The 23,608-nt window shown below is 68.3% G+C and carries 23 protein-coding genes; 16 read left to right on the top strand and 7 right to left on the bottom strand.

The window, feature by feature from the left end; translation table 11 throughout:
• The first annotated feature begins 15 nt into the window (after positions 1–15).
• The 7 genes from nuoL (at position 16) to ACIHCQ_RS24440 (ending at position 8,257) form a co-directional block, all read left to right on the top strand.
• Positions 16–1,956, top strand: a complete 1,941-nt coding sequence (nuoL, locus tag ACIHCQ_RS24410; RefSeq protein ID WP_399666030.1) for an NADH-quinone oxidoreductase subunit L — start codon at positions 16–18, stop codon at positions 1,954–1,956.
• Positions 1,957–1,958: 2 nt separating this feature from the next.
• Positions 1,959–3,530 carry an NADH-quinone oxidoreductase subunit M gene (locus tag ACIHCQ_RS24415; RefSeq protein ID WP_399666033.1) on the top strand — a complete coding sequence of 524 codons (1,572 nt, stop codon included), beginning with the start codon at positions 1,959–1,961 and terminating at the stop codon, positions 3,528–3,530.
• Positions 3,527–5,176, top strand: coding sequence for an NADH-quinone oxidoreductase subunit NuoN (nuoN, locus tag ACIHCQ_RS24420; RefSeq protein ID WP_399666036.1), 1,650 nt, complete (start codon positions 3,527–3,529; stop codon positions 5,174–5,176). The genes ACIHCQ_RS24415 and nuoN overlap by 4 nt, the downstream gene beginning before the upstream one ends.
• 334 nt (positions 5,177–5,510) lie before the next feature.
• Positions 5,511–5,888, top strand: a complete 378-nt coding sequence (locus tag ACIHCQ_RS24425) for a DUF5753 domain-containing protein (protein ID WP_399666039.1) — start codon at positions 5,511–5,513, stop codon at positions 5,886–5,888.
• Between the two features lie 10 nt (positions 5,889–5,898).
• On the top strand, positions 5,899–6,099 hold the full coding sequence (locus ACIHCQ_RS24430) for a DUF397 domain-containing protein (protein ID WP_399666042.1): 201 nt from the start codon (positions 5,899–5,901) through the stop codon (positions 6,097–6,099).
• 77 nt (positions 6,100–6,176) lie between these two features.
• Positions 6,177–6,377: a DUF397 domain-containing protein gene (locus ACIHCQ_RS24435; protein WP_399666045.1), complete on the top strand. Its 201-nt coding sequence runs from the start codon at positions 6,177–6,179 to the stop codon at positions 6,375–6,377.
• A 176-nt stretch (positions 6,378–6,553) separates the two neighbouring features.
• On the top strand, positions 6,554–8,257 hold the full coding sequence (locus ACIHCQ_RS24440; protein ID WP_399666048.1) for an LCP family protein: 1,704 nt from the start codon (positions 6,554–6,556) through the stop codon (positions 8,255–8,257).
• Positions 8,258–8,282: 25 nt separating this feature from the next.
• Here the strand turns inward: ACIHCQ_RS24440 and ACIHCQ_RS24445 are convergent, their stop codons facing one another.
• From ACIHCQ_RS24445 to ACIHCQ_RS24455, 3 genes are all read right to left on the bottom strand, one after another.
• Positions 8,283–8,891 (bottom strand): Uma2 family endonuclease, encoded by a 609-nt coding sequence (locus tag ACIHCQ_RS24445; RefSeq protein WP_399666051.1) that lies wholly within the window; start codon positions 8,889–8,891, stop codon positions 8,283–8,285.
• 109 nt (positions 8,892–9,000) lie between these two features.
• Positions 9,001–10,230 (bottom strand): fumarylacetoacetase, encoded by a 1,230-nt coding sequence (fahA, locus tag ACIHCQ_RS24450; RefSeq protein WP_399666053.1) that lies wholly within the window; start codon positions 10,228–10,230, stop codon positions 9,001–9,003.
• Between the two features lie 81 nt (positions 10,231–10,311).
• The gene (locus ACIHCQ_RS24455; RefSeq protein WP_399666056.1) at positions 10,312–12,213 is read right to left on the bottom strand and encodes a CocE/NonD family hydrolase; all 1,902 of its coding nucleotides are present in this window, start codon (positions 12,211–12,213) and stop codon (positions 10,312–10,314) included.
• 196 nt (positions 12,214–12,409) lie between these two features.
• On the opposite strand from ACIHCQ_RS24455, the gene ACIHCQ_RS24460 reads away from it, so the two are divergent.
• The 4 genes from ACIHCQ_RS24460 to ACIHCQ_RS24475 all read left to right on the top strand — a co-directional run bounded on the left by ACIHCQ_RS24460 (position 12,410) and on the right by ACIHCQ_RS24475 (position 16,941).
• Positions 12,410–13,420, top strand: a complete 1,011-nt coding sequence (locus ACIHCQ_RS24460) for a polyprenyl synthetase family protein (protein ID WP_399666059.1) — start codon at positions 12,410–12,412, stop codon at positions 13,418–13,420.
• 179 nt (positions 13,421–13,599) lie between these two features.
• Positions 13,600–14,949 (top strand): outer membrane lipoprotein carrier protein LolA, encoded by a 1,350-nt coding sequence (locus tag ACIHCQ_RS24465; protein WP_399666061.1) that lies wholly within the window; start codon positions 13,600–13,602, stop codon positions 14,947–14,949.
• Positions 14,950–15,071: 122 nt separating this feature from the next.
• Positions 15,072–16,016, top strand: a complete 945-nt coding sequence (locus ACIHCQ_RS24470) for an ABC transporter ATP-binding protein (protein WP_399666064.1) — start codon at positions 15,072–15,074, stop codon at positions 16,014–16,016.
• The gene (locus ACIHCQ_RS24475) at positions 16,003–16,941 is read left to right on the top strand and encodes an ABC transporter permease (RefSeq protein WP_399666067.1); all 939 of its coding nucleotides are present in this window, start codon (positions 16,003–16,005) and stop codon (positions 16,939–16,941) included. Before ACIHCQ_RS24470 ends, ACIHCQ_RS24475 begins: the two co-directional genes overlap by 14 nt.
• A 126-nt stretch (positions 16,942–17,067) precedes the next feature.
• On the opposite strand, the gene ACIHCQ_RS24480 is transcribed toward ACIHCQ_RS24475, so the two are convergent.
• Positions 17,068–18,384, bottom strand: a complete 1,317-nt coding sequence (locus ACIHCQ_RS24480; protein WP_399666070.1) for a M28 family peptidase — start codon at positions 18,382–18,384, stop codon at positions 17,068–17,070.
• A gap of 197 nt (positions 18,385–18,581) precedes the next feature.
• Positions 18,582–19,193 carry an NADPH-dependent FMN reductase gene (locus tag ACIHCQ_RS24485; RefSeq protein ID WP_399666073.1) on the bottom strand — a complete coding sequence of 204 codons (612 nt, stop codon included), beginning with the start codon at positions 19,191–19,193 and terminating at the stop codon, positions 18,582–18,584.
• A gap of 156 nt (positions 19,194–19,349) precedes the next feature.
• On the opposite strand from ACIHCQ_RS24485, the gene ACIHCQ_RS24490 reads away from it, so the two are divergent.
• The 3 genes from ACIHCQ_RS24490 to ACIHCQ_RS24500 all read left to right on the top strand — a co-directional run bounded on the left by ACIHCQ_RS24490 (position 19,350) and on the right by ACIHCQ_RS24500 (position 21,290).
• On the top strand, positions 19,350–20,207 hold the full coding sequence (locus ACIHCQ_RS24490) for a helix-turn-helix domain-containing protein (RefSeq protein WP_399666075.1): 858 nt from the start codon (positions 19,350–19,352) through the stop codon (positions 20,205–20,207).
• A gap of 65 nt (positions 20,208–20,272) precedes the next feature.
• Positions 20,273–20,788 (top strand): MarR family winged helix-turn-helix transcriptional regulator, encoded by a 516-nt coding sequence (locus ACIHCQ_RS24495; protein WP_399666077.1) that lies wholly within the window; start codon positions 20,273–20,275, stop codon positions 20,786–20,788.
• Complete coding sequence (locus ACIHCQ_RS24500) at positions 20,778–21,290, top strand: aspartate carbamoyltransferase (RefSeq protein ID WP_399666080.1); 513 nt, start codon at positions 20,778–20,780, stop codon at positions 21,288–21,290. Before ACIHCQ_RS24495 ends, ACIHCQ_RS24500 begins: the two co-directional genes overlap by 11 nt.
• A gap of 78 nt (positions 21,291–21,368) precedes the next feature.
• On the opposite strand, the gene ACIHCQ_RS24505 is transcribed toward ACIHCQ_RS24500, so the two are convergent.
• Complete coding sequence (locus ACIHCQ_RS24505) at positions 21,369–21,713, bottom strand: hypothetical protein (RefSeq protein WP_399666082.1); 345 nt, start codon at positions 21,711–21,713, stop codon at positions 21,369–21,371.
• 324 nt (positions 21,714–22,037) lie between these two features.
• Between ACIHCQ_RS24505 and ACIHCQ_RS24510 the strand changes: the two genes are divergently transcribed.
• Both ACIHCQ_RS24510 and ACIHCQ_RS24515 read left to right on the top strand, forming a co-directional pair.
• Entirely contained in the window at positions 22,038–22,271 is a 234-nt protein-coding gene (locus tag ACIHCQ_RS24510; protein ID WP_399666085.1) for a hypothetical protein, read from the top strand.
• A gap of 261 nt (positions 22,272–22,532) precedes the next feature.
• Entirely contained in the window at positions 22,533–23,033 is a 501-nt protein-coding gene (locus ACIHCQ_RS24515) for an RICIN domain-containing protein (protein ID WP_399666088.1), read from the top strand.
• Positions 23,034–23,135: 102 nt separating this feature from the next.
• Here the strand turns inward: ACIHCQ_RS24515 and ACIHCQ_RS24520 are convergent, their stop codons facing one another.
• Positions 23,136–23,603, bottom strand: coding sequence for a winged helix-turn-helix transcriptional regulator (locus ACIHCQ_RS24520; protein ID WP_399666091.1), 468 nt, complete (start codon positions 23,601–23,603; stop codon positions 23,136–23,138).
• Positions 23,604–23,608 lie beyond the last annotated feature (5 nt).

A 23,608-nucleotide genomic window follows, 5' to 3' on the forward strand; every position in this document is an offset into this window, starting at 1 on the left:
TGAATCGTGGACAACATGGCGAATCTGATTGCGCTGCTCGTCGCGGCGCCCTTGCTCGGAGCGGCGGTCCTGCTCTGCGGTGGGCGGCGGCTCGACCGCGTCGGCCACTGGATCGGCACCGCGCTCGCCGCGGCGTCCTTCGTCGTCGGCGTGGTGCTGTTCCTGGACATGCTGGGCAAGGGCGCGGAGGAACGCGCCCTGCACCAGAAGCTGTTCAGCTGGATCCCCGTCGAGGGCTTCCAGGCGGACGTCGCCTTCCAGCTCGACCAGCTGTCGATGACGTTCGTCCTGCTGATCACCGGTGTGGGCACGCTGATCCACATCTACTCGATCGGCTACATGGAGCACGACGAGCGGCGCCGCCGCTTCTTCGGCTATCTGAATCTCTTCCTCGCGGCGATGCTGCTGCTCGTCGTCGCCGACAACTACCTCCTGCTGTACGTCGGCTGGGAGGGCGTCGGTCTCGCCTCGTACCTGCTCATCGGGTTCTGGCAGCACAAGCCCAGCGCGGCGACCGCGGCGAAGAAGGCCTTCCTGGTCAACCGGGTCGGCGACATGGGCCTGTCCATCGCGATCATGCTGATGTTCACCACCTTCGGGACCTTCACCTTCGGCCCCGTGCTGGAAGCGACGGGCGAGACCAGCGAGGGCAAGCTGACGGCCATCGGCCTGATGCTGCTGCTCGCGGCGTGCGGCAAGTCCGCGCAGGTGCCGCTGCAGTCCTGGCTCGGCGACGCGATGGAGGGCCCGACCCCGGTCTCCGCCCTGATCCACGCGGCGACCATGGTGACCGCGGGCGTCTACCTCATCACCCGCTCCGGCGCGATCTTCAACGGCGCGCCCGACGCGCAGTTGGCGGTCGTGGTGGTCGGCGCGGTCACGCTCCTCTTCGGTGCGATCGTCGGTTGCGCGAAGGACGACATCAAGAAGGCGCTGGCCGGTTCGACGATGTCGCAGATCGGCTACATGATCCTGGCGGCGGGCCTCGGCCCGATCGGCTACGCCTTCGCGATCATGCACCTGGTGACGCACGGCTTCTTCAAGGCCGGGCTCTTCCTCGGCGCCGGTTCGGTCATGCACGGCATGAACGACGAGGTCGACATGCGCAAGTACGGCGGCCTGCGGAAGTACATGCCGGTCACCTTCGTGACCTTCGGCCTCGGCTATCTCGCGATCATCGGCTTCCCGGGGCTGTCCGGCTTCTTCTCCAAGGACAAGATCATCGAGGCGGCCTTCGCCAAGGGCGGCACGGAGGGCTGGATCCTCGGCGCCGTCACGCTGCTGGGCGCGGCCATCACCGCGTACTACATGACGCGCGTGATGATCCTGACGTTCTTCGGCGAGAAGCGCTGGCAGCCCGCCCCCGACCCGGACACGGCCCCCAGCGTCGAGCCCGGCATCGAGATCCACCCCGGCGAGCTGCCGCACCCGCACGAGTCGCCGAAGTCCATGACGATCCCGATGATCGTGCTCGCCTTCGGTTCGGTCTTCGCCGGCGGATTCTTCGCCATCGGCGACCGGTTCGTGGGCTGGCTGGAGCCGGTCACCGACTTCGACCACGGGCACGCGCCGCTCAGCGCGGGCACGATCACCGCCGCCACGGTGGTGGTCCTGCTGATCGGCGTGAGCGCCGCCTACGTCCAGTACGGACGCAGGCCGGTGCCGGTCATCGCACCGCGCGGCTCGCTGCTCACCCGGGCCGCCCGCCGTGATCTGCTCCAGGACGACATCAACCATGTGGTCCTGGTCCGCGGCGGCGAGCACCTGACCCGCTCCCTGGTCTACGTCGACCACACCCTGGTCGACGGCGTGGTCAATGGCACGGCCGCCTCGGTCGGCGGGCTCTCCGGCCGTATGCGCAAGCTGCAGAACGGCTACGCCCGCTCCTACGCGGTCTCGATGTTCGGCGGTACGGCGATCCTCATCGCCGCGACCCTGCTGATGAGGGCGGTCTGAGTATGTCCTTCCCAATCCTGACGGCGACGGCGGCGCTCCCGGCGATCGGCGCGATCGTCACCGCCGCCGTCCCGGCGGCGAGGCGTACTGCCGCCAAGTGGCTGGCGCTGCTCTTCTCGCTGGCCACGCTGGTGCTGGCGGCGATCGTGCTCGTACGCTTCGAGCCCGGCGGCGACCGCTATCAGCTCACCGAGTCCCATGCCTGGATCAAGGACTTCGGGGTCCGGTACGAACTGGGCGTGGACGGCATCGGGGTCGCGCTGCTGGCGCTGACCGCGCTGCTGATCCCCTTTGTGATCCTCGCCGGCTGGCACGACGCCGACCCGCTGGAAACAAAGAACTCCCGCTGGCGGCCGACGCAGGGCTTCTTCGCCCTGATCCTGATGGTCGAGGCGATGGTGATCCTCTCCTTCGAGGCCACCGACGTCTTCCTCTTCTACATCCTGTTCGAAGCGATGCTCATCCCGATGTACTTCCTCATCGGCGGCTTCGGGGACCGGGCCCACGCGGGCAGCGACGAGAACGCCGCCGCCCAGCGGTCGTACGCGGCCGTGAAGTTCCTGCTGTACAACCTGGTCGGCGGCCTGATCATGCTGGCCGCGGTCATCGGGCTGTATGTCGTCGCGGGCACCTTCTCGCTCTCCGAGATCGCCGAGGCGCGGGCGTCGGGAACGCTCGACATGGCGACCAACACCGAGCGGCTGCTCTTCCTCGGCTTCTTCTTCGCCTTCGCGGTGAAGGCGCCGCTGTGGCCGCTGCACACATGGCTGCCCAACGCGATGGGTGAGGCGACCGCGCCGGTCGCCGTGCTGATCACGGCGGTGGTCGACAAGGTCGGCACGTTCGCGATGCTGCGCTACTGCCTCGGCCTCTTCCCCGAGGCCAGCAAGTGGGCGACGCCCGTGATCCTGGTCCTGGCCCTGATCAGCATCGTCTACGGGGCGCTGGTGGCGGTGGGCCAGCGGGACATCAAGCGGCTTGTCGCGTACGCCTCGATCTCGCACTTCGGCTTCATCATCCTGGGCATCTTCGCGATGACCAGTCAGGGCCAGTCGGGCGCGACGCTGTACATGGTCAACCACGGGATCTCGACGGCCGCGCTGATGCTGGTGGCCGGCTTCCTGATCTCCCGGCGGGGCTCGCGGCTCATCGCGGACTACGGCGGAGTGCAGAAGGTCGCGCCAGTGCTCGCGGGCACGTTCCTGATCGGCGGTCTGGCGACGCTGTCGCTGCCGGGGCTCGCGCCGTTCGTGAGTGAATTCCTGGTCCTGGTCGGCACGTACGCGCGCTATCCGGTGGCCGGGATCATCGCCACCTTCGGCATTGTGCTCGCCGCGCTCTACACCCTCGTGCTCTATCAGCGGACGATGACGGGCCCGGTGAAGGACGAGGTGCGGTCGATGCCGGACCTGAGGGTCCGTGAGCTGGCGGTGATCACCCCGCTGATCGCGTTGCTGCTCTTCCTCGGCGTCTTCCCGAAGCCGCTGACGGACATCATCAATCCCGCGGTGGAGCACACGATGTCCGACGTACAGAAGAAGGACCCCCAGCCCGAGGTGGAGGCCGCCAAGTGAGCGCAACAGTTGTCCACAGCCTGTGGACAAAGGCGGTCGAGCCGATCGACAAGGTCCCGGCCCCGCATATCGAGTACGCCCAGCTGGCGCCTGTGCTGATCGTGGTCGGCGCGGCGATCCTGGGTGTGCTCGTGGAGGCCTTCGTCCCGCGCAAGGCCCGCTATCACACGCAGGTGTTCCTGACCGTGGTCGCCCTCTGCGCCGCCTTCGCGGCGGTCGTCGGCCTGGCCGCCGGCGGATACGGCACCACCAAGGCGCACATCGCGGCGATGGGCGCGATCGCGGTCGACGGCCCGGCGCTGTTCCTGCAGGGCACCATCCTGCTGGCCTCGCTGGTCGCCGTCTTCACCTTCGCCGAGCGCCGCCTCGACCCGGAGGTGCACGGCAACCGCGTCGACTCCTTCGCCGCGCAGGCCGCGTCCGTACCCGGCAGCGACAGCGAAAAGGCTGCGGTCAAGGCCGGGTTCACCACCACCGAGGTCTTCCCGCTGGTGCTCTTCGCGATCACCGGCATGCTGGTCTTCCCGGCCGCCAACGACCTGCTGACGCTGTTCGTGGCGCTGGAAGTCTTCTCGCTCCCGCTCTACCTGCTGTGCGCCCTCGCCCGCCGCAAGCGGCTGCTGTCGCAGGAGGCGGCGGTGAAGTACTTCCTGCTGGGCGCGTTCTCGTCGGCGTTCATGCTGTTCGGGATCGCCCTGCTGTACGGGTACTCGGGCTCCATGTCGTACGCGAGGATCGCGGACGTCGTCGACGGCAGCGTCCGTACGATCGACCCGGCGCTCGCGGACACCATGGGCAACGACGCGCTGCTGCTGATCGGCGGCGCGATGATCCTCACGGGCCTGCTCTTCAAGGTCGGCGCGGTCCCGTTCCACATGTGGACCCCGGACGTCTACCAGGGCGCCCCGACCCCGGTCACCGGCTTCATGGCCGCGGCCACCAAGGTCGCCGCCTTCGGCGCGCTGCTGCGGCTGCTGTACGTCGTACTGCCGGGCCTGAGCTGGGACTGGCGGCCTGTCATGTGGGGTATCGCGATCGTGACGATGCTGGGCGGCGCGATCGTCGCGATCACCCAGACCGACATCAAGCGCCTCCTCGCGTACTCCTCGATCGCGCACGCGGGATTCATCCTGGCGGGCGTCATCGCGACGACGCCCGACGGCATCTCGTCGGTCCTCTTCTATCTGGCCGCGTACTCCTTCGTGACGATCGGCGCGTTCGCGGTGGTCACCCTGGTCCGCGACGCGGGCGGCGAGGCGACGCACCTGTCCAAGTGGGCGGGCCTGGGCCGCCGGTCACCGCTGGTGGCGGCGGTGTTCGCGGTCTTCCTGCTGGCCTTCGCGGGTATCCCGCTGACCTCGGGCTTCACCGGAAAGTTCGCGGTCTTCAAGGCGGCGGCGGAGGGCGGCGCGGGCGCGCTGGTGGTGGTCGGCGTGATCTCGTCGGCGATCGCGGCGTTCTTCTACATCCGCGTGATTGTGCTGATGTTCTTCAGCGAGCCGAAGCCGGAGGGCCCGACGGTTGCGGTGCCGTCGCCGCTGACGATGACGACGATCGCGGTGGGCGTGGCGGTGACGGTGGTACTGGGCGTGGCGCCGCAGTACTTCCTGGACCTGGCGAGCCAGGCGGGTGTGTTTGTGCGGTAGCCGAAGTCCGTATCGGCGCCAGGGCCCGGCTTCTCCGTGCGGAGACGCCGGGCCTTGTTCGTCCCGGGCCGCGCGCTCTCATACACCCGCGAGCTCGCACCATACGAGCTCCCCCCCCGGCCCCGAGCAGCCCCTCCCGCAGGCTGTAGTGCCCCCACCGGTCCGCCAGTTCCTGCACGATCCCGAGCCCGCGCCCACCATCGTCACCATCGCCGCACAGGCGTGGCCGAGGCGGCTCGGGGTTGGTGTCCCAGACGGTCAACCGCAGAGTCTTGTGGGCCCGCTTCGGTGGCGCCGGCCTCAAGCGGCGGTGTTCCGCACGATCCTCCACGCCGTGATCCATGAGGCGGCGCTGCACATGCACTTCGGCGGTCCAGAGGTTATGCGCAACCAGCTCGTGCACCTCATCGAGCTGGCACGACAGCCGACCATCACGATCCAGGTGTTCCCGTTCAAGGCAGATGCCTTCGCGGCGTTCAGCGGGGCATTCCTGCACGTCACACCGTCCGTGCCCGAGCTCTCCACCGTGTTGCTGGAGCATCCGGTCAAGTCGATCTACCTCGACGACGAAGAACACATCACCCAGTACCAGGCCATGTTCGACCGCCTGTCCCGGGAAGCACTTGCTCCGATCAACCCGACAGCCGTCCCCGAGTCGCACGCCCACCCCGACTCACTGGGTCTCCTCCAGCACATCCTCTACACACTCTAGGAAGCCGAAAATGCCCCAGCTCAACTGGCAGAAGTCCTCATTCAGCGGCGGCGAAGGGGGCAACTGTCTCCACCTCGCAGCCGCGCCCGACGGAACCGTCCGCCTTCGCGAGAGCGACTCCCCGAACGAGATCATCACCACCACGCCCACCCGCCTTGGGGGTCTCATACGCTCCATCAAGGCCGGTGGCTTCGCCCATGTCACACCCTGAAGGTCCGGACGGGCACGACGCACACCACTCGCTCGGGGTGTCACCCGGCGACATCGCGCATTGTCTAGGGAGGCACCATGCCCGAACTTCACTGGCAGAAGTCCTCGTTCAGCGGCGACGAGTCCGGCAACTGCCTCCACCTCGCAGCCGCGCCCGACGGAACCGTCCACCTCCGCGAGAGCGACACCCCGAACGAGATCATCACCACCACGCCGACCCGCCTCGGGGACCTCATACGCGGCATCAAAGCGGGCGGCTTCGCTCACCTCACGCCCTGAGGGGCCCGAACGGTGGCAGATGCGGAGGAATACGCACTGTGCCCGGCCCCAGGCGCCATGAATTTGTCATGGACGTCACTGAACGCGGAACGGGCCGGATAGCGTGACGCATCGAGCACTCGATAGCCCTGGGGGAAGGCGACTCGTGTGGCACCCGACGGAGGATTGGAACAACCGTGGATGCGCAGAGCCGTGGGCCGGCGGATGAGATCGACCCTGCCGACCAGTGGGTGCTCAACCCCGAAACCGGCAATTACGAACTGCGACTGACCGGTTCCCCACAGAAGCCAGAGGCAACCCGCCCCCGGAGCGCCCCCGCCTCCGCCCCCGCTTCCGCCTCCGCCCCGGGCAGCGTCCCGGGCCAGCGCAGGCGCCGCGCCGCACCCGCGCCGGACGACACGCGCGGCTCCGGCCGCCGCAAGCGCAAGCAGCAGAAGAAGGGCGGCAAGAAGAAGGCGCTGATATGGATCGGAGGCACCCTCGCCTTCATCCTCGTCGGCAGCTCGGCCTACGCGTATTACTGGTACGACCGCCTCGACGGCAACATCAAGACCGTCGACATCGGCGACGTGGGCAGTGACAGCGTCCTGGAGAAGGGGCCGGTCAACATGCTGATCATCGGTAACGACGTACGGGTCGGCAAGGGCAACGAAAGCTACGGTGACCGTGACAACGCCACCGGCCACGCCGACACCACGCTCCTCTTCCACGTCTCCGGGGACCGCACCAACGCGACTGTGCTGAGCATCCCCCGGGATCTCATGATCAAAATCCCGGACTGTGAGACCAAACAGCCCGATGGCTCGTCCAAGGTCATCCCAGGCTCGACGAACCCCACCAGATTCAACGAATCCTTCGGTGTGAACGGCCGAGATCCGGGCTGCACCATGCGTACCGTCGAGAGCATCACGGGCCTTGAGGTCGACCACTTCATGATGTTCGACTTCAACGCGGTCAAGACGCTGTCCACCGCGATCGGCGGCGTCGAGGTGTGTCTGAATAAGCCCATCAAGGACGAAGACGGCGGGTCCAAACTCGATCTGCCGGCCGGGGAAAGCAGGATCGAGGGCGAAGACGCGCTGTCGTTCCTCCGTAACCGGCACGGTCTCAAGAACGAGAGCGACTTGGACCGGATCGAGATGCAGCAGAAGTTCGTCGCAGCGATGATGCGGCAGCTGAAGGAAGAGACGCTGGGCAGCCCGAAGAAGATGCTCGACGTCGCCGAGGCGGCCACCAAGGCCCTCACCGTGGACAAGGGGATAGGAAGCGCCAGGAAGCTGGTCACCCTCGCCAAGGAACTCGGCAAAATCAACCTGAAGAACATCACCTTGACGACGGTGCCGGTGGTCGACAACCCGGACGAGCCCACGCCCGTCACCGTCGTTCTGAAGCCAGTTGAGGCCCCGCAGGTCTTCAGCATGCTGCAGAACGACGTGTCCTTCACCGAGGTGAAGGAGCAGCAGAAGGAAGCCAAGGACAAGCAGGCCGCCCTGCTCGTAGGCCCGCGCGAGGAGGCGTCGGCCGTGCGCGTCGAAATCACCAACGGCGGCGCCCGGGGCGGGTCCGCGAGCAACCTCCTGAACTGGCTGCAGAACTCCAAGGGTGTACAGAAGTCCAGCAACGCCGGCAACGCCCCGCAGGACGTGGCCAAGACGACACTGGAGTACACACCGAACCAGGCCGGCCAGGCCCGTAAGCTCGCGGACCTCATGGGCCTTCCCGCCTCGGCACTGAAGCCCGGCGCGACGGACGCCGCCGAGGTGCAGCCGATGAAGCTCACCCTCGGGCCGGACTTCAAGGAGGCCGGCACGCCCATCGCTCCGCCGAAGAAGGTGGACGTCAAGCGGTCCCAGGCGGACCAGAAGACGTGCGACAAGTAGCCACGCCCGGTCAGACTGTGAGCGGCTACTGCTCGGCGGGTCGCTTCCGGCGCGGCGTGATCCGGGTGAGGTCCAGGTCGACGGGGAAGGGGACGGAGACCTTCATCCGGTCGTGGAAGATTCCGGTGCTGGTGTACGCGCCTGTGGCCGGCTCCAGTTCGAAGACATACACCACGGCCTGGCCCTCGTTGTTCTCCACGCGCCAGTAGTGGGGGATCTTGGCGCGCGCGTACTTCACCGGCTTGGTCTCCCGGTCGCGGGTCACGGATTCGTTGGAGACGACCTCAATGGCCAGCACAACGGACTCGGCTGGGAACCGGGTCTGCTTCGAGTCATTGACAACATCCTCGCCCACGACGATCACATCGGGCTCCGGCCTGTTCTGCCAGTCGATGTCGATGGTGAACTCCCTGACCACCTCCAGGTCCTCGGGCGCGACAGACTGCAGCTGCCACTCGAAGAAGCTGACCGCGCGCGAATGAAACAAGCTCTGCGGACTCACGAAAACAAGGCTCCCGTCGATCAGCTCCGTGTGCGGAGGCAGGTTCGGAAGCCGGTCCAGGTCGTCGCCGGTCCAGCCGCCCACGGGCGGGACCGGCCAGCTGGGCTCAGTGGCCTCGGGTTCGACGCTCATTAGTGCTCCCATGCGACGGAGTCTCGCGGGTCTGTCCAGCCTATCCAGCAGGAATGCGATCAGGCTCCCCCGCACGTGTGAACGAGTCCGTGCCGTTGACGCGCGCGGCTCACGCCCGCGACGGCACGATCCGGCCCGTCACCTCGCCCAGGCCCACCCGTACGCCGTGCGCGCCCTCCGCCCACGCCGTCATCGTCACCACGTCGCCGTCCTCCAGGAACGTCCGCGTCCCCGTCGGCAGCTCCATCGCGTTCTGGCCGTTCCAGGTGATCTCCAGCAGCGAGCCGCGCTGGTGGACCTCGGGGCCGCTGACCGTGCCGGAGGCGAAGAGGTCGCCCGTGCGCAGCGAGGCGCCGTTGACCGTCATATGGGCCAGTTGCTGGGCGGCCGTCCAGTACATCGTGGCGAATGGCGGCTCGGCGACCACCTGGTCGTTGATCATGACGGTGATACGGAGGTCGAGGCCGCCCGGCTCGTCGTCGTCCGCGTCGTCGAGATACGGGAGCAGCGTGACGTCCCGGTCCGGCGGCGGGACCCGGGCCGCGTCCACCGCCTCCAGGGGGGTCACCCAGGCGGATACGGACGTGGCGAAGGACTTGCCGAGGAACGGGCCCAGCGGCACGTACTCCCAGGCCTGGATGTCGCGCGCCGACCAGTCGTTGAGGAGCGAGAGTCCGAAGACATGGTCGCGGTAGTCCGCGAGCGCCACCGGGCTGCCCTGCTCGGAGGGGGTGCCGACGACGAAGCCGACCTCCGCCTCGATGTCCAGCTTGCGCGTCGGGCCGAAGACCGGGTCCGTGTCGGCGGGGGACTTGCGCTGGCCCGAGGGGCGCACCACGTCCGTGCCGGAGACGACGACCGTGCCCGCGCGGCCGTGGTAACCGATCGGCAGGTGCTTCCAGTTGGGTGGCAGCGCGTCCCCGTCCGGCCGGAAGATCTGCCCGACGTTGGTGGCGTGGTGCTCGCTGGAGTAGAAGTCGACATAGTCCGCGACCTCGTACGGCATATGCAGCGTGACCGAGTCGAGCGGGTGGAGCAGCGACTGGATGTCCCGCCGGTGGGCGGGCACTGTCACCCACGCGGTCAGCGCGCGCCGCACATCGCGCCAGGCGGTACGTCCCGCGGCCAGCAGCGGGTTCAGGTTCGGCCGCGCCAGCAGGGTCGCATAGGGCGAGCCGAGGGTCTGCGCCGCCGCGCCCGCGTCGAGCACATGGTTGCCGATGCGTACGCCGAGCCGCCGGCGGTCGGGCTCCTCGTCCGTGGTGAAGACGCCGTACGGGAGGTTGTGAGGGCCGAAGGGATCGCCCTCGGCCAGATCGAGCGGGCTGTGCTCGGGCATCGTGCTTGCCTCGCTTTCCACTGGTGTGAGTGACACGTTACGTTGACGTTGCCACGCCGCCGCAAGGTGCCGTCGGCGTCCTCAACCACTCGTATGGGGGATGAGGTTCTCCCAGGTGCGGTGGAAGACGACCTCGTCGCCGTCCCGGCACACCACCTCGTCCAAGGTGCGGAAACCGGCGCGGTCGCGGCTGATCTCGGAGCGTGTCTCGATCCGTGCGTCCCAGGGCAGCTCGGGGCGGTGGAACCGGATCGTCCACCGGGAGCGGGCGTGTGCGGAGCACGGGTCGTCCTCCCGGACGGTGTACGTCTCCAGGGCGTCCTCGGTGAGTTCCAGGCCGTCCGGGTAGAGCCGGGTGGCGGAGCCGGGGCGCGGGTCGACGTCCAGCCGCCATTCGCCCTTCGCGACGTCCCGGATCACCAGCCGCTCCGGGCGCGGCTCGTCCAGGGTCACGGGGACGACGACGCCCAGCGGCTCGGACTGCTCGGACTGTTCGGGCGCCTCGAAGCTGATTTTGGTCATGTCTCCGCCGGGGTGACGTACAGGGAGCTCCAGGCGGGAGCCCGCCGGGTCGAGGGTGAAGCCGGTTTCCGCCGCGCCGGTGCGGGGCCAGATCCACGGCCAGTACGCGGAGGAGACCGCGAGCCGGATGCGGTGGCCCGGCAGGAAGGCGTGGCCGATGGCGGCGAGCTCGTGGACCTGGCCGGCGGCCAGGTCCAGGACGCCGCGCGTGACCAGCGTGGACGCACCGTCCGGGGCGACGTCGCAGAGCCGGGCGACAGCCTGCCCGTACGGAGCGTCCTGGCGCAGCCGCAGGGTCACCCGGGGGCGGCCGAGGATCTCGACCGGCTCGCCGCCCGTGACCGGGAAGTCGAAGCAGGCCGAATGGGCGTCCTCGGCGCGCTGGTCGGGCGGCAGGTCGGCGTCGTTGCCGCAGGGACGGAAGCGGCCGGCATCCAGGCCGGTGTGCTGGGGCGAGTCGACGATCACGGGCGCGCCCTGGAGCGCGTACGGGACGAGGGTGCTGTGCGCGGACGGCCAGGTGGCGTCGCCGACCCAGCGGCCCGGCAGCTCGGCACAGCCGGTCGCGGGCGGGTGCGACTCGCTGATCCAGGAGCGCAGCAGCGGCTCGGCCATGACGCCGTTGTCGACGCCCTTGAGGTGGTGGTCCCACCAGCGCAGGGTCTCCTGGAGGAAGCCGATCGCGGGTCCGGGCGGCAGCCCGCGGTCCGGGTACTGGTGCGACCACGGTCCGATCACCCCTCGTACGCGATCGGGTGGCAGGCGTTCGGCCAGACGCAGCACCGCGTCCCGGTGCGGCTCGTGCCAGCCGCCCACCGCGAGCACCGCCGCGCCGATGGCTCCGTACTCCTCTACTACTGCGTGCTCCTCGATGGCGGGCTCGACTGCCTCCAGCCGGGTCAGCCACAGGCCTCGCCACGCGTCACCCACGTAGAGCGGGTCGGGCGGGCGGGCGGCGTAGGCGAGGAGGGTGGCGGCCCGGGAGTGCGTTCCCTCGGCGAGGACGGCGCCGCCCATGCCGTACGGCGGGCAGACGATGACGATCGCCCGCAGAGGAGCGGGCGCGAGGGCGGCGACCCTGAGCGCGTTCAGGGCGCCCCGGGAGATCCCGAACATGCCGACGCGGCCGGTGCACCAGGGCTGCCGGGCCAGCCAGTTCACGACCTCGACCCCGTCGTTGTCCACGTCGTGTGCGTCGCCGGGCACGCCCTCGCTGTTGCCGTGGCCGCGGACATCGACCCGTACGGAGGCGTAACCATGCCCCGCGTACCACGGATGGCGCTGCCAGTCGCGCGGCGCGGTCCAGTCGGTCAGCCGCCCCGGGCTGTATTCGACAACCGCCGGTACGGACTCGTCCGTGAGCGGACGCCACACGCGCGCGTAGAGCCTCGTACGGTCCGCGAGGGGGATATGTACATCCTCGTGGACGGTGTCGTACGGGAAACCGGTACGGATGTGCATGGCGTGACCTCGGCGCGTTGCCTCGGATGAATCTGCATAAACGAGCTACGTCTGATCATATCGACTGATCGCGAACATACCGGGGGAGGCGGGAAGGCGCCCACGGTGATCGAAAGGCGACCGGATACGCTGACTTGAGTGAATCCAGCGACACATCGACAATTCGTGTGATCGTCAGCAGACAGGAGATCCGCTCGTGACCGTCGTCGGGCCGTTCGGGCTGAGCGTGCGGGACCAGGCTCTTGAGAGCGATGTCCAGACCGGATTGGCGGCCGTCGAGGCGGGACTCCTCGATGCCACCAAGAGCGAGGTGCCCTTCATCACGGAGGCCGCTCAGCATCTTGTACGCGCCGGTGGCAAGCGCTTCCGGCCGCTGCTGGTGATGCTCGCCGCCCAGTTCGGCGATCCGTACGCGCCGGGTGTCGTGCCCTCGGCCGTGGTCGTGGAGCTCACCCACCTCGCGACGCTGTACCACGACGATGTCATGGACGAGGCCGAGGTTCGGCGCGGGGTGGAGAGCGCCAACGCCCGCTGGGGCAACTCCGTCGCCGTGCTGACCGGCGACTTCCTGTTCGCCCGGGCCTCGCACATACTGGCCGACCTGGGCCCCGAGGCCGTACGCATCCAGGCGGAGGCCTTCGAACGGCTGGTCACCGGCCAGATCCTGGAGACCGCGGGGCCGCGCGACGGGCGCGATCCGGTCGATCACTACCTCGACGTCATCGGCGGCAAGACGGGCTCGCTGATCGCGGTGTCGGGGCGGTTCGGCGCCATGATGTCCGGCGCGGACGAGGGTGTGGTCGACATCCTCACCCAGTACGGGGAGCGGCTCGGCGTCGCCTTCCAGCTCGCCGACGACGTACTCGACATCGCCAGCGATTCGAGGGAGTCGGGCAAAACCCCCGGCACAGACCTGCGTGAGGGCATTCCCACGCTGCCGGTGCTGCACCTGCGCGCGCGGGCCGAGGCGCACGGGCGGGCCGAGGACGTGGAGCTCGTAGCCCTGCTCGACGGCGATCTGACGGACGACGCCCGGCACGCCGAGGCGCTGCGGCTGCTGCGGGCCCATCCGGCGCTGGAGAAGGCCAGGCGGGACACCGTGCGGTACGCGGAGGATGCGCGGGCGATGCTCACTCCGCTGCCCGAGTGTTTCGCGAAGGCCGCTCTGATGGAACTGTGCGACGCGGTGGTCCACCGGGCGGGCTGACCCGCACCGCTCCCGACTCCGGTACGCGGCGCATCCCCTACTGGATGGGGGAGGCATCGCGCCTTACTGTCATCCCATAGCAGTAGTACAAGTTGCTCCCGCGGTCTGACGCTTCTGCACGCCCGATTTGGTCAGATGAATCCCAACAGGCCTGACCAACCACGGAGGTAGGGCACACCATGGCACCGAACGACAGCGAAATGACCACCGAAGAGACCACGAACCTCGTAGCGGGCCGCCGTAAAGCCGCTCGTTACATCGTTCCGGTCGCGGTGGCCGGGGTGGCGGCGGCGACCATCGGGCTCGTCCCGGCGCTCGCTGCCTCCGGTGACCCTGATCTGCCGAAGATCAGTGCGCAGCAGCTCATCGAGAAGATGGCGGCCTCGGACACGCAGCAGCTGTCCGGCACGCTGACGATCAAGACGGATCTCGGCCTCCCGGCCCTGGGCGGCCTGGCCGACCTCGGTGGCCTGGGCGGTGGCTCCTTCGCCCCCGGAGGCGAGGACGGGGAGTCGGGCTCGTCCGCCGCCCCCGAGGCGAAGTTGATGGAGCTGGCCACCGGCTCGCACACGCTGCGGATCGCGGCCGACGGCCCGGACAAGCAGAAGATCTCCATCCTGGAGGACTCCTCCGAGTACAGCCTGATCCACAACGGCGGCGAGGTCTGGGCGTACGACAGCGCCTCGAACGAGGCCTTCCACAGCAAGGACGCAGGCTTGGATGCCGGTCCGGGCTCGGGCCCCTCGGAGGAGGACGAGACGGGCAAGGACCTTCCGACGACGCCCAAGGACCTCGCCCAAGAGGCGCTGAAGGCGGCGGACAAGACCACCTCGATCACCGTCGGTGGTACGGCGCAGGTGGCGGGCCGTGATGCGTACCAGCTGGTTATCAAGCCCAAGCAGAGCGGCTCGACGATCGGTTCGATCAAGATAGCGGTGGACGCGAAGAACGGCGTGCCGCTGAAGTTCACGCTCACCCCGAGCAGCGGCGGCAAGGCCGCGATCGATGCCGGCTTCACCAAGGTCGACTTCTCCAAGCCGGACGCCTCCACCTTCAAGTTCACTCCGCCCAAGGGCGCGAAGGTGACCGAGGAGGACGCGCTCCCGGAGCCCGAGAAGGGTCCGGGTGCCGAGACGGAGCTCGACAAGGAGCTTGAGAAGCAGTTCGAAGAGGAGTTCGGCAAGGACTTCGGTAAGAAGTTCGAGGGCGAGCTCGACGGCAAGTTCAAGGGCGAGTTCAACGATGCCGAGGGCTTCCCGGGTCTGAACGTCATCGGCGAGGGCTGGAGCGCCATCGCCAAGATCGACGGCATGGGCGGCGCAGACATGAGCGCGCCGAAGGATGGCGACGTGCCGCCGGAGGCCCAGAACTTCCTGGACATGCTGGGCGACAAGGTCGAAGGGAAGTTCGGCACGGGCACAATCTTCAAGACCCGCCTGGTCAACGCCCTGATGACGGACGACGGCACGGTGTACGTCGGTGCCGTGACGAAGGACGCGCTCGTGAAGGCAGCCAACGAGGACAAGTAAGAGGGCACGTAGTACGACACGGTATGACCGTCCGCCCCGCCGTACGCTCCGTACGGTGGGGCGGAGTGCTGACCACGAGCACCAAGAGAACCAAGAGGACCAAGGGAAGAGGAAGGACCCAGATGGCAGCTGTCATCGAGACGCGAGGGCTCACCAAGCGCTACCGGGGCGGGCAGCTGGCCGTCGAGCGGCTCGATCTCACCGTGCCCGGCGGTAGCGTCTTCGGCTTCCTCGGCCCCAATGGATCCGGCAAGACCACCACCATCCGGATGCTGATGGGCCTCATCGAGCCCACCGCGGGCACCGCCACGGTCCTCGGCCGCCCCATGCCCCGCGCCGTCCGCACCGTACTGCCGCAGGTGGGCGCGCTGATCGAGGGGCCCGCGCTGTACGGGTTCCTGAACGGCCGGGACAATCTGCTGCGGTACGACTCCGCCGACCCGAGCGCCGATCCCCGTACCCGCAAGGCGCGCGTCGCCGCCGCGCTCGACCGGGTCGGGCTGACGCAGGCCGCGGGCAAGAAGGCCAAGGCGTACTCGCTCGGAATGAAGCAGCGGCTCGGGCTGGCCGCGGCGCTGCTGCAACCGCGCAAGCTGCTCGTTCTTGACGAACCGACGAACGGTCTCGATCCGCAGGGCATGCGTGAAATACGTTCGCTGATCCGGGAGCTGGCGGCCGACGGCACCACCGTATTTCTCTCATCACACCTGCTGGATGAGATCGAGCAGGTGTGTACGCACGCGGCGGTGATGGCCCAGGGGCGGCTGCTCACCCAGGGCTCCGTCGCCGAACTCGCGGCCGGGACGCGCGGCCGGCTGGCCGTCACCACCCCCGATGCGGGCGAGGCGGCCCGCCTCCTCAAGGAGTTCGGCGTCACCGAATTGACGGTCGAGGAGGACCGGGACCGGGTCACGGGCGATCTGCCCGCCGGCGATGTGGAGCTGGCGGAGCTGACTGCCGCGCTGGTGCGGGGCGGCGTACGGGTACGGGGGTTCGGGGTCGAGCGCGCGTCGCTCGAAGACGCCTTTGTCGCACTGACCGGGGAGGGTTTCGATGTCGCAGGCTGAGACGGCTGAGGCGGCCGAGACGGCTGATGTGGTTGGGGTGGCTACGGGAACGGCCGCGGCGGGCCGGAAGCCCAGCGCCCTGTGGACCCTCGGGCTGTTCCGCTCCGAGCTGACGACCACGTTCCGCCGCTGGCGCACCATCGCCCTGCTGGGTGTGCTGGCCGCCGTACCCATACTCATCGGCATCGCCATCAAGATCGAGACGAGTGACGGCGGCTCGGTCGGCGACGGACGAGGTGGCGGCGGTGGTCAGGGACCGGCCTTCCTCTCGCAGATCACCAACAACGGCCTCTTCCTGGTGTTCGCCGCGCTCGCCGCGACCCTGCCGGTTTTCCTGCCCATGGCGATCGGCGTCATCGCGGGCGATGCCATCGCGGGTGAGTCGAACTCCGGCACCCTGCGCTATCTGCTGGTCGCCCCGGCGGGACGTACCCGGCTGCTGCTCGCCAAGTACGCCACGGCCTGCGTCTTCTGCCTGGTCGCGACTCTGGTGGTGGCCATCTCCGCGCTCGCCGTCGGGGCGCTGCTCTTCCCGCTCGGCGAGGTCACGACGATCTCCGGCACCCGGATTTCCTTCGGCGAGGGGCTGGCACGGGCCGGGCTGGTCGCGGTCGTCGTCGCCGCCTCGCTGGTGGGGACAGCGGCGCTCGGCCTGTTCGTCTCGACCCTCACGACCAGCGGCATCGCGGCGATGGCGACGACGGTCGGACTGCTGATCACGGTGCAGATCCTGGACACGATTCCGCAGCTGCACGCGATCCAGCCGTATCTCTTCCCGCACTACTGGCTGTCGTTCGCGGATCTGATGCGCGAGCCGCTCTACTGGGACGAGGTGATGAAGAACCTCGGTCTGCAGGCGGTGTACGCGGCGGTGTTCGGGTCGGCGGCGTGGGCGCGCTTCACGACGAAGGACGTCACGGCATGACTGCATGCGTGCGCGGTTTCGCGTGCGCACGCATGCAGTCTGTGGGGGGTGGCGGTCGTGCGGATTGTGGGAGTCCTTCAGGTCCTGGGGCCTCAGGCCTCAGGTTTCAGGCTCAGGTTTCAGGTCTCAGAAAGTCAGCTTCCAGCTGTCGATATAGCCCGTGTCCCGCGCCACCACGTCCTGGACGCGCAGCCGCCAGGCGCCGTTCGCCGTCTCGCTCGACGCGTCCACGGTGTACGTGGCGATGACGTTGTCGGCCGAGTCGCTGGTGCTTGAGTTCTTCAGCCGGTACGCGGTGCCGTCGGGCGCGAGGAGATCGATCACCAGGTCCCCGCGGAAGGTGTGCTTGATGTCCACAGCGGCCTTGAGGGTGGCGGGGGCGCTGCCCGTACGGCCCGCGACGGTGACGGTGGAGGTGACGGCCGCGCCGTTGTCGGGGACGGTGACGTCGGTGAGGTTCTCGTAGAAGTCACCGGGCGGGACGGTGGGCTCGGTGGACAGCGTCCAGATGGCATGGGCGATGGCGTCGCTGTTGCGGTCCAGAGCCGTGTCGTTGATGTTCGTCGAGGTGTCGCAGGAGGAGTGGTAACAGCGGTCGAAGGCCAGACCGGAGGTGCCGCCCCACTTCTGGACCTGGGCCGCGGTCTTCGTCCGGCTGGCACCGGTGAACAGGCCGCCGACCGGTATGCCGACGTTCTTGAAGGACGCGTGGTCGGAGCGGCCGTCGCCCTCGGTCTCGATCTCGGTGGGGACGCCGAGGCCCGCGTAGAAGTCCTTGAAGGTCTTCTCGATGGCCGGGTCGTCGTCGTAGACGAAGTAGCCGGGGTTCGGTGACCCGATCATGTCAAAATTGAGATAGCCGGAAAACTTCGCACGTTCGGTGGCGGGCAGGTTGGCGACGTAGTACTTCGACCCGACCAGGCCGAGCTCCTCCGCGCCCCACCAGCCAAAACGCAGATGCTTTGTGGGTTGGAGCTGCGCGCGGGAGACGGCGAGCGCGGTCTCCAGTACGGCGGCGGAACCGGAGCCGTTGTCATTGATCCCGGCGCCGGAAGCGACCGAGTCGAGGTGCGCGCCGGCCATCAGGACCTGATTGGCGTCACCGCCCGGCCAGTCGGCGATGAGGTTGTAGCCGATGGCGCCGCTGGAGGTGAACTGCTGGAGCGTGGTCGTGAATCCGGCGGCGTCCAGCTTGGCCTTCGTGTAATCAATGGACGCTTTGTAACCGGTCCGGCCGTGGGCGCGGTTGCCGCCGTTGGCGGTGGCTATGGACTGGAGCTGGGTGAGGTGCGCCTTGACGTTGGCCAGGGGGATGTCGGGGGCGGCGAGCGCGACGGGTGCGGGCGCGGCGGTCGTAGCGGTCGCGACCGGTGCGGCGCCGGCGAGCAGCAGCCCGACGAGGGCGAACGCGGCGGCAGTGTTTCTTGCGGCGGAGACATGCATGTGGGGGGCTCCGGATTCCGTTATTCCGTATGGGGACAGGACGGAACGTGCGAGACGCCCTGGAATGGCGGATTCCAGGGCGTTGGAGCTAGTGGTGCGCGGTGCGTGTGCCGTGCTGAGAGTTCAGCGAGAGTTTGACTCCTCGTCAAGGGCGGAATCCGGTCATCGGTGTTCGTATTGCGAACGTAGGGGTCTCTTTACGCCGCGGTGTACGGGCGGTCGCGCCGGGCGTCGTGGAGGACCGAGCCCCACCAGTGCAGCCGGTCAAGCAGCGTTTTCGCGGCTGCGTTGGGGCCCGTCGGGTCCTTGAGGGAGCCTTCGGCGTCGAAAAGCTCGTAATAGCGGGGGAAGGAGACGTAGTCGCGGACCGTGTGGGCGCCCAACTCGTTGAAGACCTGCCGAAGCTGTTCGATCGCCAGGATGCCGCCGCTCGCGCCGCTGTAGCCGACGAAGCCGATGGCCTTGGCCTGCCACTCGGTGTAGTGCCAGTCGATGGCGGCCTTCAGCGAGGCGGGGAAACTGCGGTTGTAGTCCGGCGTCACGATGACGATCGCGTCGGCCGCGCCGAGCCGATTGGTGAGGTCCGTCATCCCGGCGGGGCGGGCCATATTCGGTTCGAGGGCAGGCGGCAGCGGGGGCAGGGCGAGCGGCAGGGACGTATCGGCGAGGTCGATCACGTCGACTGTGAACCGGTCGCTGTACTGCTCGGCCTGCTCGACGAACCAGTTCGTGACCACCGGGCCGAACCGTCCCTCCCGGACGCTGCCGGTGATCACTGCGAGGTTGAGGGGCGGCGGCTGACTGGGCATGGCTGTGCTCCATTTCCGAACGTACGAGGCTTGCGAGATGACCGTGGGGGTCATGCCTCTCAACCTGCCGTTCGGGGGCATGGGTTTGGAAGGCCGGGCTGAGACTGGTAGTGGCAGGGCCACGATCCGGCGATCGTCGGCTGTTACGTTCGAGACGTGAGCGACAACGAGCTGGGCATGTTTCTGCGCATCCGCCGTGAGGCCGTCACACCCGAGGACGTGGGTCTGCCGCCCGGGCCCCGCCGCCGTACGCCCGGACTGCGCCGGTCCGAACTGGCCACGCTCGCCGGGGTCAGCGTCGAGTACGTGACCCGGCTGGAGCAGGGGCGCGACCGCCGCCCGTCCGCGTCGGTGCTGTCCGCGCTGGCCGACGTGCTGGGGCTGACCGCGAGCGAACGCATCCACCTGCACCGCCTCACCAAGGCGGCCGACGGCGGCTTCACCTGCATGAACGGCGCGACGCCGCCGACCCGCGCGGTGCGCCCGACCGTACGCGCGCTGCTCGACCGCCTGGAGCCCGCACCGGCGGTGCTGGTCAACCGGCTGAGCGAGCTGCTCGCCTGGACGACGACGTACGAACGGCTGGCGGGCCCCATCGGCCTGCTGGACGGCAGCCCGCCGAACCTCGCCCGGTACGTGTTCGCCGACGACCGGGCGCGTGTCGCCTACCCGGACTGGGGCCGTATCGCCGACGAACAGGTCGCCGCCCTCAAGCAGGGCCCGTTCCGTGCGGACACTCGTATCGCGGAGCTCGCCGACGAGCTGGCGATCACGGCGGGAGCCGCCTTCACGGATCGCGCGGCCACCGTGCCCAGCCTGCCGAAGTCCAGCGGTGTCGAGCGGCTGGTGCACCCCGAGGCGGGCGAGCTGCGCCTGGCGTACGAAACGCTCGAACTGCCCGCGGACGACGACCAGCGGCTGATCGTCCACCTCCCCGCCGACGAGGCCACGTCGGCCGCGCTGGACCGTCTGACGGGCCGCCGGCCGGGTGCGCTGCGGGCGGTGGCTGGCTGACGGGGGCCGCTCCCCGAGCCGAGAAATGGTTGCAGATTGGGACTAGATAGTCCTATCCTGCAACCATGTCCCAACGCCCCGACCGCCCCGATCGGCCTGATCGCCCCGATCGCCCCGATCGCCCCGATCGCCCCGACCGGCCTGGCCGGCCTGACGACGCTTCGGCTGAAGCGTTCTCCGACGCCTTCGTCCGTTTCGTACGCGCCTTCGGCGTGCTGGACGCCGATCGCACGCCCTGCGGCGCCCCGATGTCCACGGCCGAGGCTCATGCGGTCACCGTGCTGCGCCAGGGCCGCATGTCTCAACGGGAGTTGGGTGAGCGCCTGAGCCTCACCAAATCCACCACGAGTCGGCTGGTGGACCAGTTGATGGGGCGGGGCTGGGCGGACCGGGCGGCTGATCCGGCCGACGGACGCGTGCAACTGGTCGGACTGACCGGACAAGGCGAGCGAGTCGCGGCCGACGTGGCACGCCGCCGCGCCGACCGGCTCGCCGCGCTGCTCGACAGGGTGCCCAAAGCGCAGCGCCCTGCCGTGATCCGAGCCCTGCGTCTGCTGGAGGAAGCAAGCCATGATTTCTAGGACCGCGCGTCCCGTCAGTGTCCCGCTCATGGGCGTACTGGCTGTAATGACCGTGCTGGGCGTCGGCTGCGGGTCGTCGGCGGAGGCGCCGTCGGAAGGCTCTCGGCAGGAACAGGTCGCGCGGAAGGGCGCGTCGGTGATGCCCTTCGACCTGGACCGGACAACTCACCGCTTCGTACCGGCTACGGACGGGCTGCTGGAGGAGGTCGTCAGCGACGCGCCCACGGACGCCGATCAGGTCAGGCTGATACGTGAGCACCTGACCCAGGAGGCCGGGCGTTTTCGGCGGGGAGACTACGCCGACCCCGCCAGCATCCACGGCTCGGCCATGCCCGGGCTCAAGGAACTGAGCGCGGGCGCGAGCAGGATCGAGATCACGTACACCGACCGCCCCGATGGCGCGGCCGTGCGGTTCCGCACCACGGACCCCGCTCTCGTCGATGCGCTGCGCACATGGGGAGCGGCACAGGTCACCGACCACGGCGAACACGCGGAACACTGACTGGACGCAGCGAGCCCGGTGCGGGGCGGGCCTGAAGGCTCGCGCGCACCGGGCTCTGAACTGTCGATCAGGAACGGCTCAGGAAAAGACGACCGAGCGCAGCTTGAGACGCTCGCTCCCGTGTCCCCCGTTGGGCCTCAGCGAGAAGTAGTCACCCTCACACTCGATGCCTGTGAAGACCGCGGCGGTCGAGCTCGTGAAGTTCCTCGGCGAATGCGCGGGCGGCACGGACTCCGCCTCCACTTCCGGGAGGGTGATGCACTGCCCGCTCGGCGGGTTGGTCAGGTGCCCAATCTGCGGGGCGCCATGAGAATCCGTGTACTGGTAGAGGAAATCGCCGGTGGCGGCGGTGGCGGAGCTGGGGGCGGCCAGCAGCATGGTGAGGGCGCAGACTGCGGCGGCGGAGACGGTACGAAGTCGCATGGGGGCGACCCTTCTTGGCGCGGTGATCAGGGCAACCCGGTGCTGTCCAGGCGCGCGGGCGGATAAGCGCCACCGCATGGGATCTGACCTGCTGAAACGTTCCCGTATCACCTGTTTGGAGTAGTGGGTCGGGAGGCGTCGTGCGGGCAGGGCCCCGTCAGGCTCACCGATGCGGACCGACGTCGGACGTGCGCTCGATGCCATGAGTGCGTTCTGGCCGTTCCTGATATTCGTCGGTTGCCTCGCCGTGGTGATGGGGTTCTTTACGTGGCTGGCAACGCTTGTACGTCGCCGGGTGTTGCCGGTACGGCCATCAGCGCGGCCATGGCGTCCTACGACGAGGCGTTTCGGGTGACGGCGCACGAATCGCACTACGAGATCAAGGCGCAGGCGGAACGCCAGGTGCCGATGGCGTCGCCCGACGATTTGTGGCGGCCGAACGGTGGCGAAGCCGGTCGGCAACTGGGCGCGGCCGGCCGGCGCCCGCTGCGGCGGCAGTCTGGCCGCGTACGACGGAATCTTCGCCGCCGGGTGGTTCATCTGTGGCGTGGCCGCTGAGGGTATGCCGCCTGCCGGTGGCGGACAGGCTTCTTATCGTCGTATCAATTTACTGGAATTTCTTGAATATAAGCAGGGCGAATTCACGGCAAACGCCGCCTGACTCATTTCATCAGTTCGTGCTAATTTCCTTGCCGTGCAGTAACTCCGGCCCCATCCTGAAGATGCAGGCAGGTCATGCGCTTTCCTCGGCAAAGCGCACAAAAGCGAGGGGCGCTGTCCTTTTGCAATCCTGAACCGCACACAGGGAGGAAAAGTTAAATGGGGAAGTTCGGTCGGATCGCTGCTGCTCTGGCGGCGTCCGCAAGCATGTTGACCGGCGGTTTACTGGCCACGGCAACCCATGCGTCCGCCGATGACGGATACAACTACATCCACAACCGCGAGATTCCCGGACAGGTCTGGGACGCGGACGACCACGGCACGGACCCCGGCACGGCTGTCGTGACCTACGACATCAACGGGGGCGACAACCAGCAGTGGTCCATCACCAACGTCGGCGGTGGTTTCTTCACCATCAAGGGCAAGGAAAGCGGCCTGTGCGCCTCCGCCCAGCAGGTGGGCGGCGCGAGCGTCACTCTCCAGGACTGTAACAACCTGCGCGCCCAATGGAGGCACGTCCCGCTGGAGGGCGATTACGTCCTCCTCCAGAACCGCGTCAGGGGAACCTGTGCCACTCTGATGGCGCGCAACGCACCGCTGGGCCTTGAAACGTGCGACCCCGACGACACCTTCCAGCATTGGAAGGTAGCTTCCACCTGATCCTCGGGGCGCCGTAAGTGAAATTGGCCATCCGGTCTCGGAATTCCCGAGGCCGGGTGGCCCTCCTTTTTTCAGCCAGAAAGGAAAATAAGCGGCGCTCGCTCAGCGCGCGTCGGCCGTCATCGTCGGCCGCTCCGTATCCGCCGCGCGCGCGTCGTAGTCGGCGCGGGCAGCCGCGATCTCGTTCTGGTGTTCCTCGGTCCAGGTGACCAGGGCTCGGATGGTCGTGTGCAGGGTGCCGCCCAGCGGAGTGAGCTCGTACTCCACGCGCGGCGGCACGACCGCGTGCACAGTGCGCTTGACGACCCCGTCCCGCTCCAGCTGGCGCAGCGTCACCGTCAGCATCCGCTGGCTGATCCCGTCGATTTCGCGGCGCAGCTCGGTGAAGCGCAGTACGCGGCTGTCGAGCAGGGCGATCACCAGCAGCGACCACTTGTCGGCGACCCGGTCGAGGATCTGGCGGACCTCGCAGCCCTCGCGGCTGTCCCACTGGAAGGGGTCCGTGTCTCCGGCCCCCGGGAGGTCGGTTCTCGCGCAGTTACTCGGTGACTTCAAAGTGCCTTCTTCCATGGCAC

The organism is Streptomyces sp. NPDC052236, assembly GCF_044548015.1.
Lineage (GTDB): Bacteria > Actinomycetota > Actinomycetes > Streptomycetales > Streptomycetaceae > Streptomyces.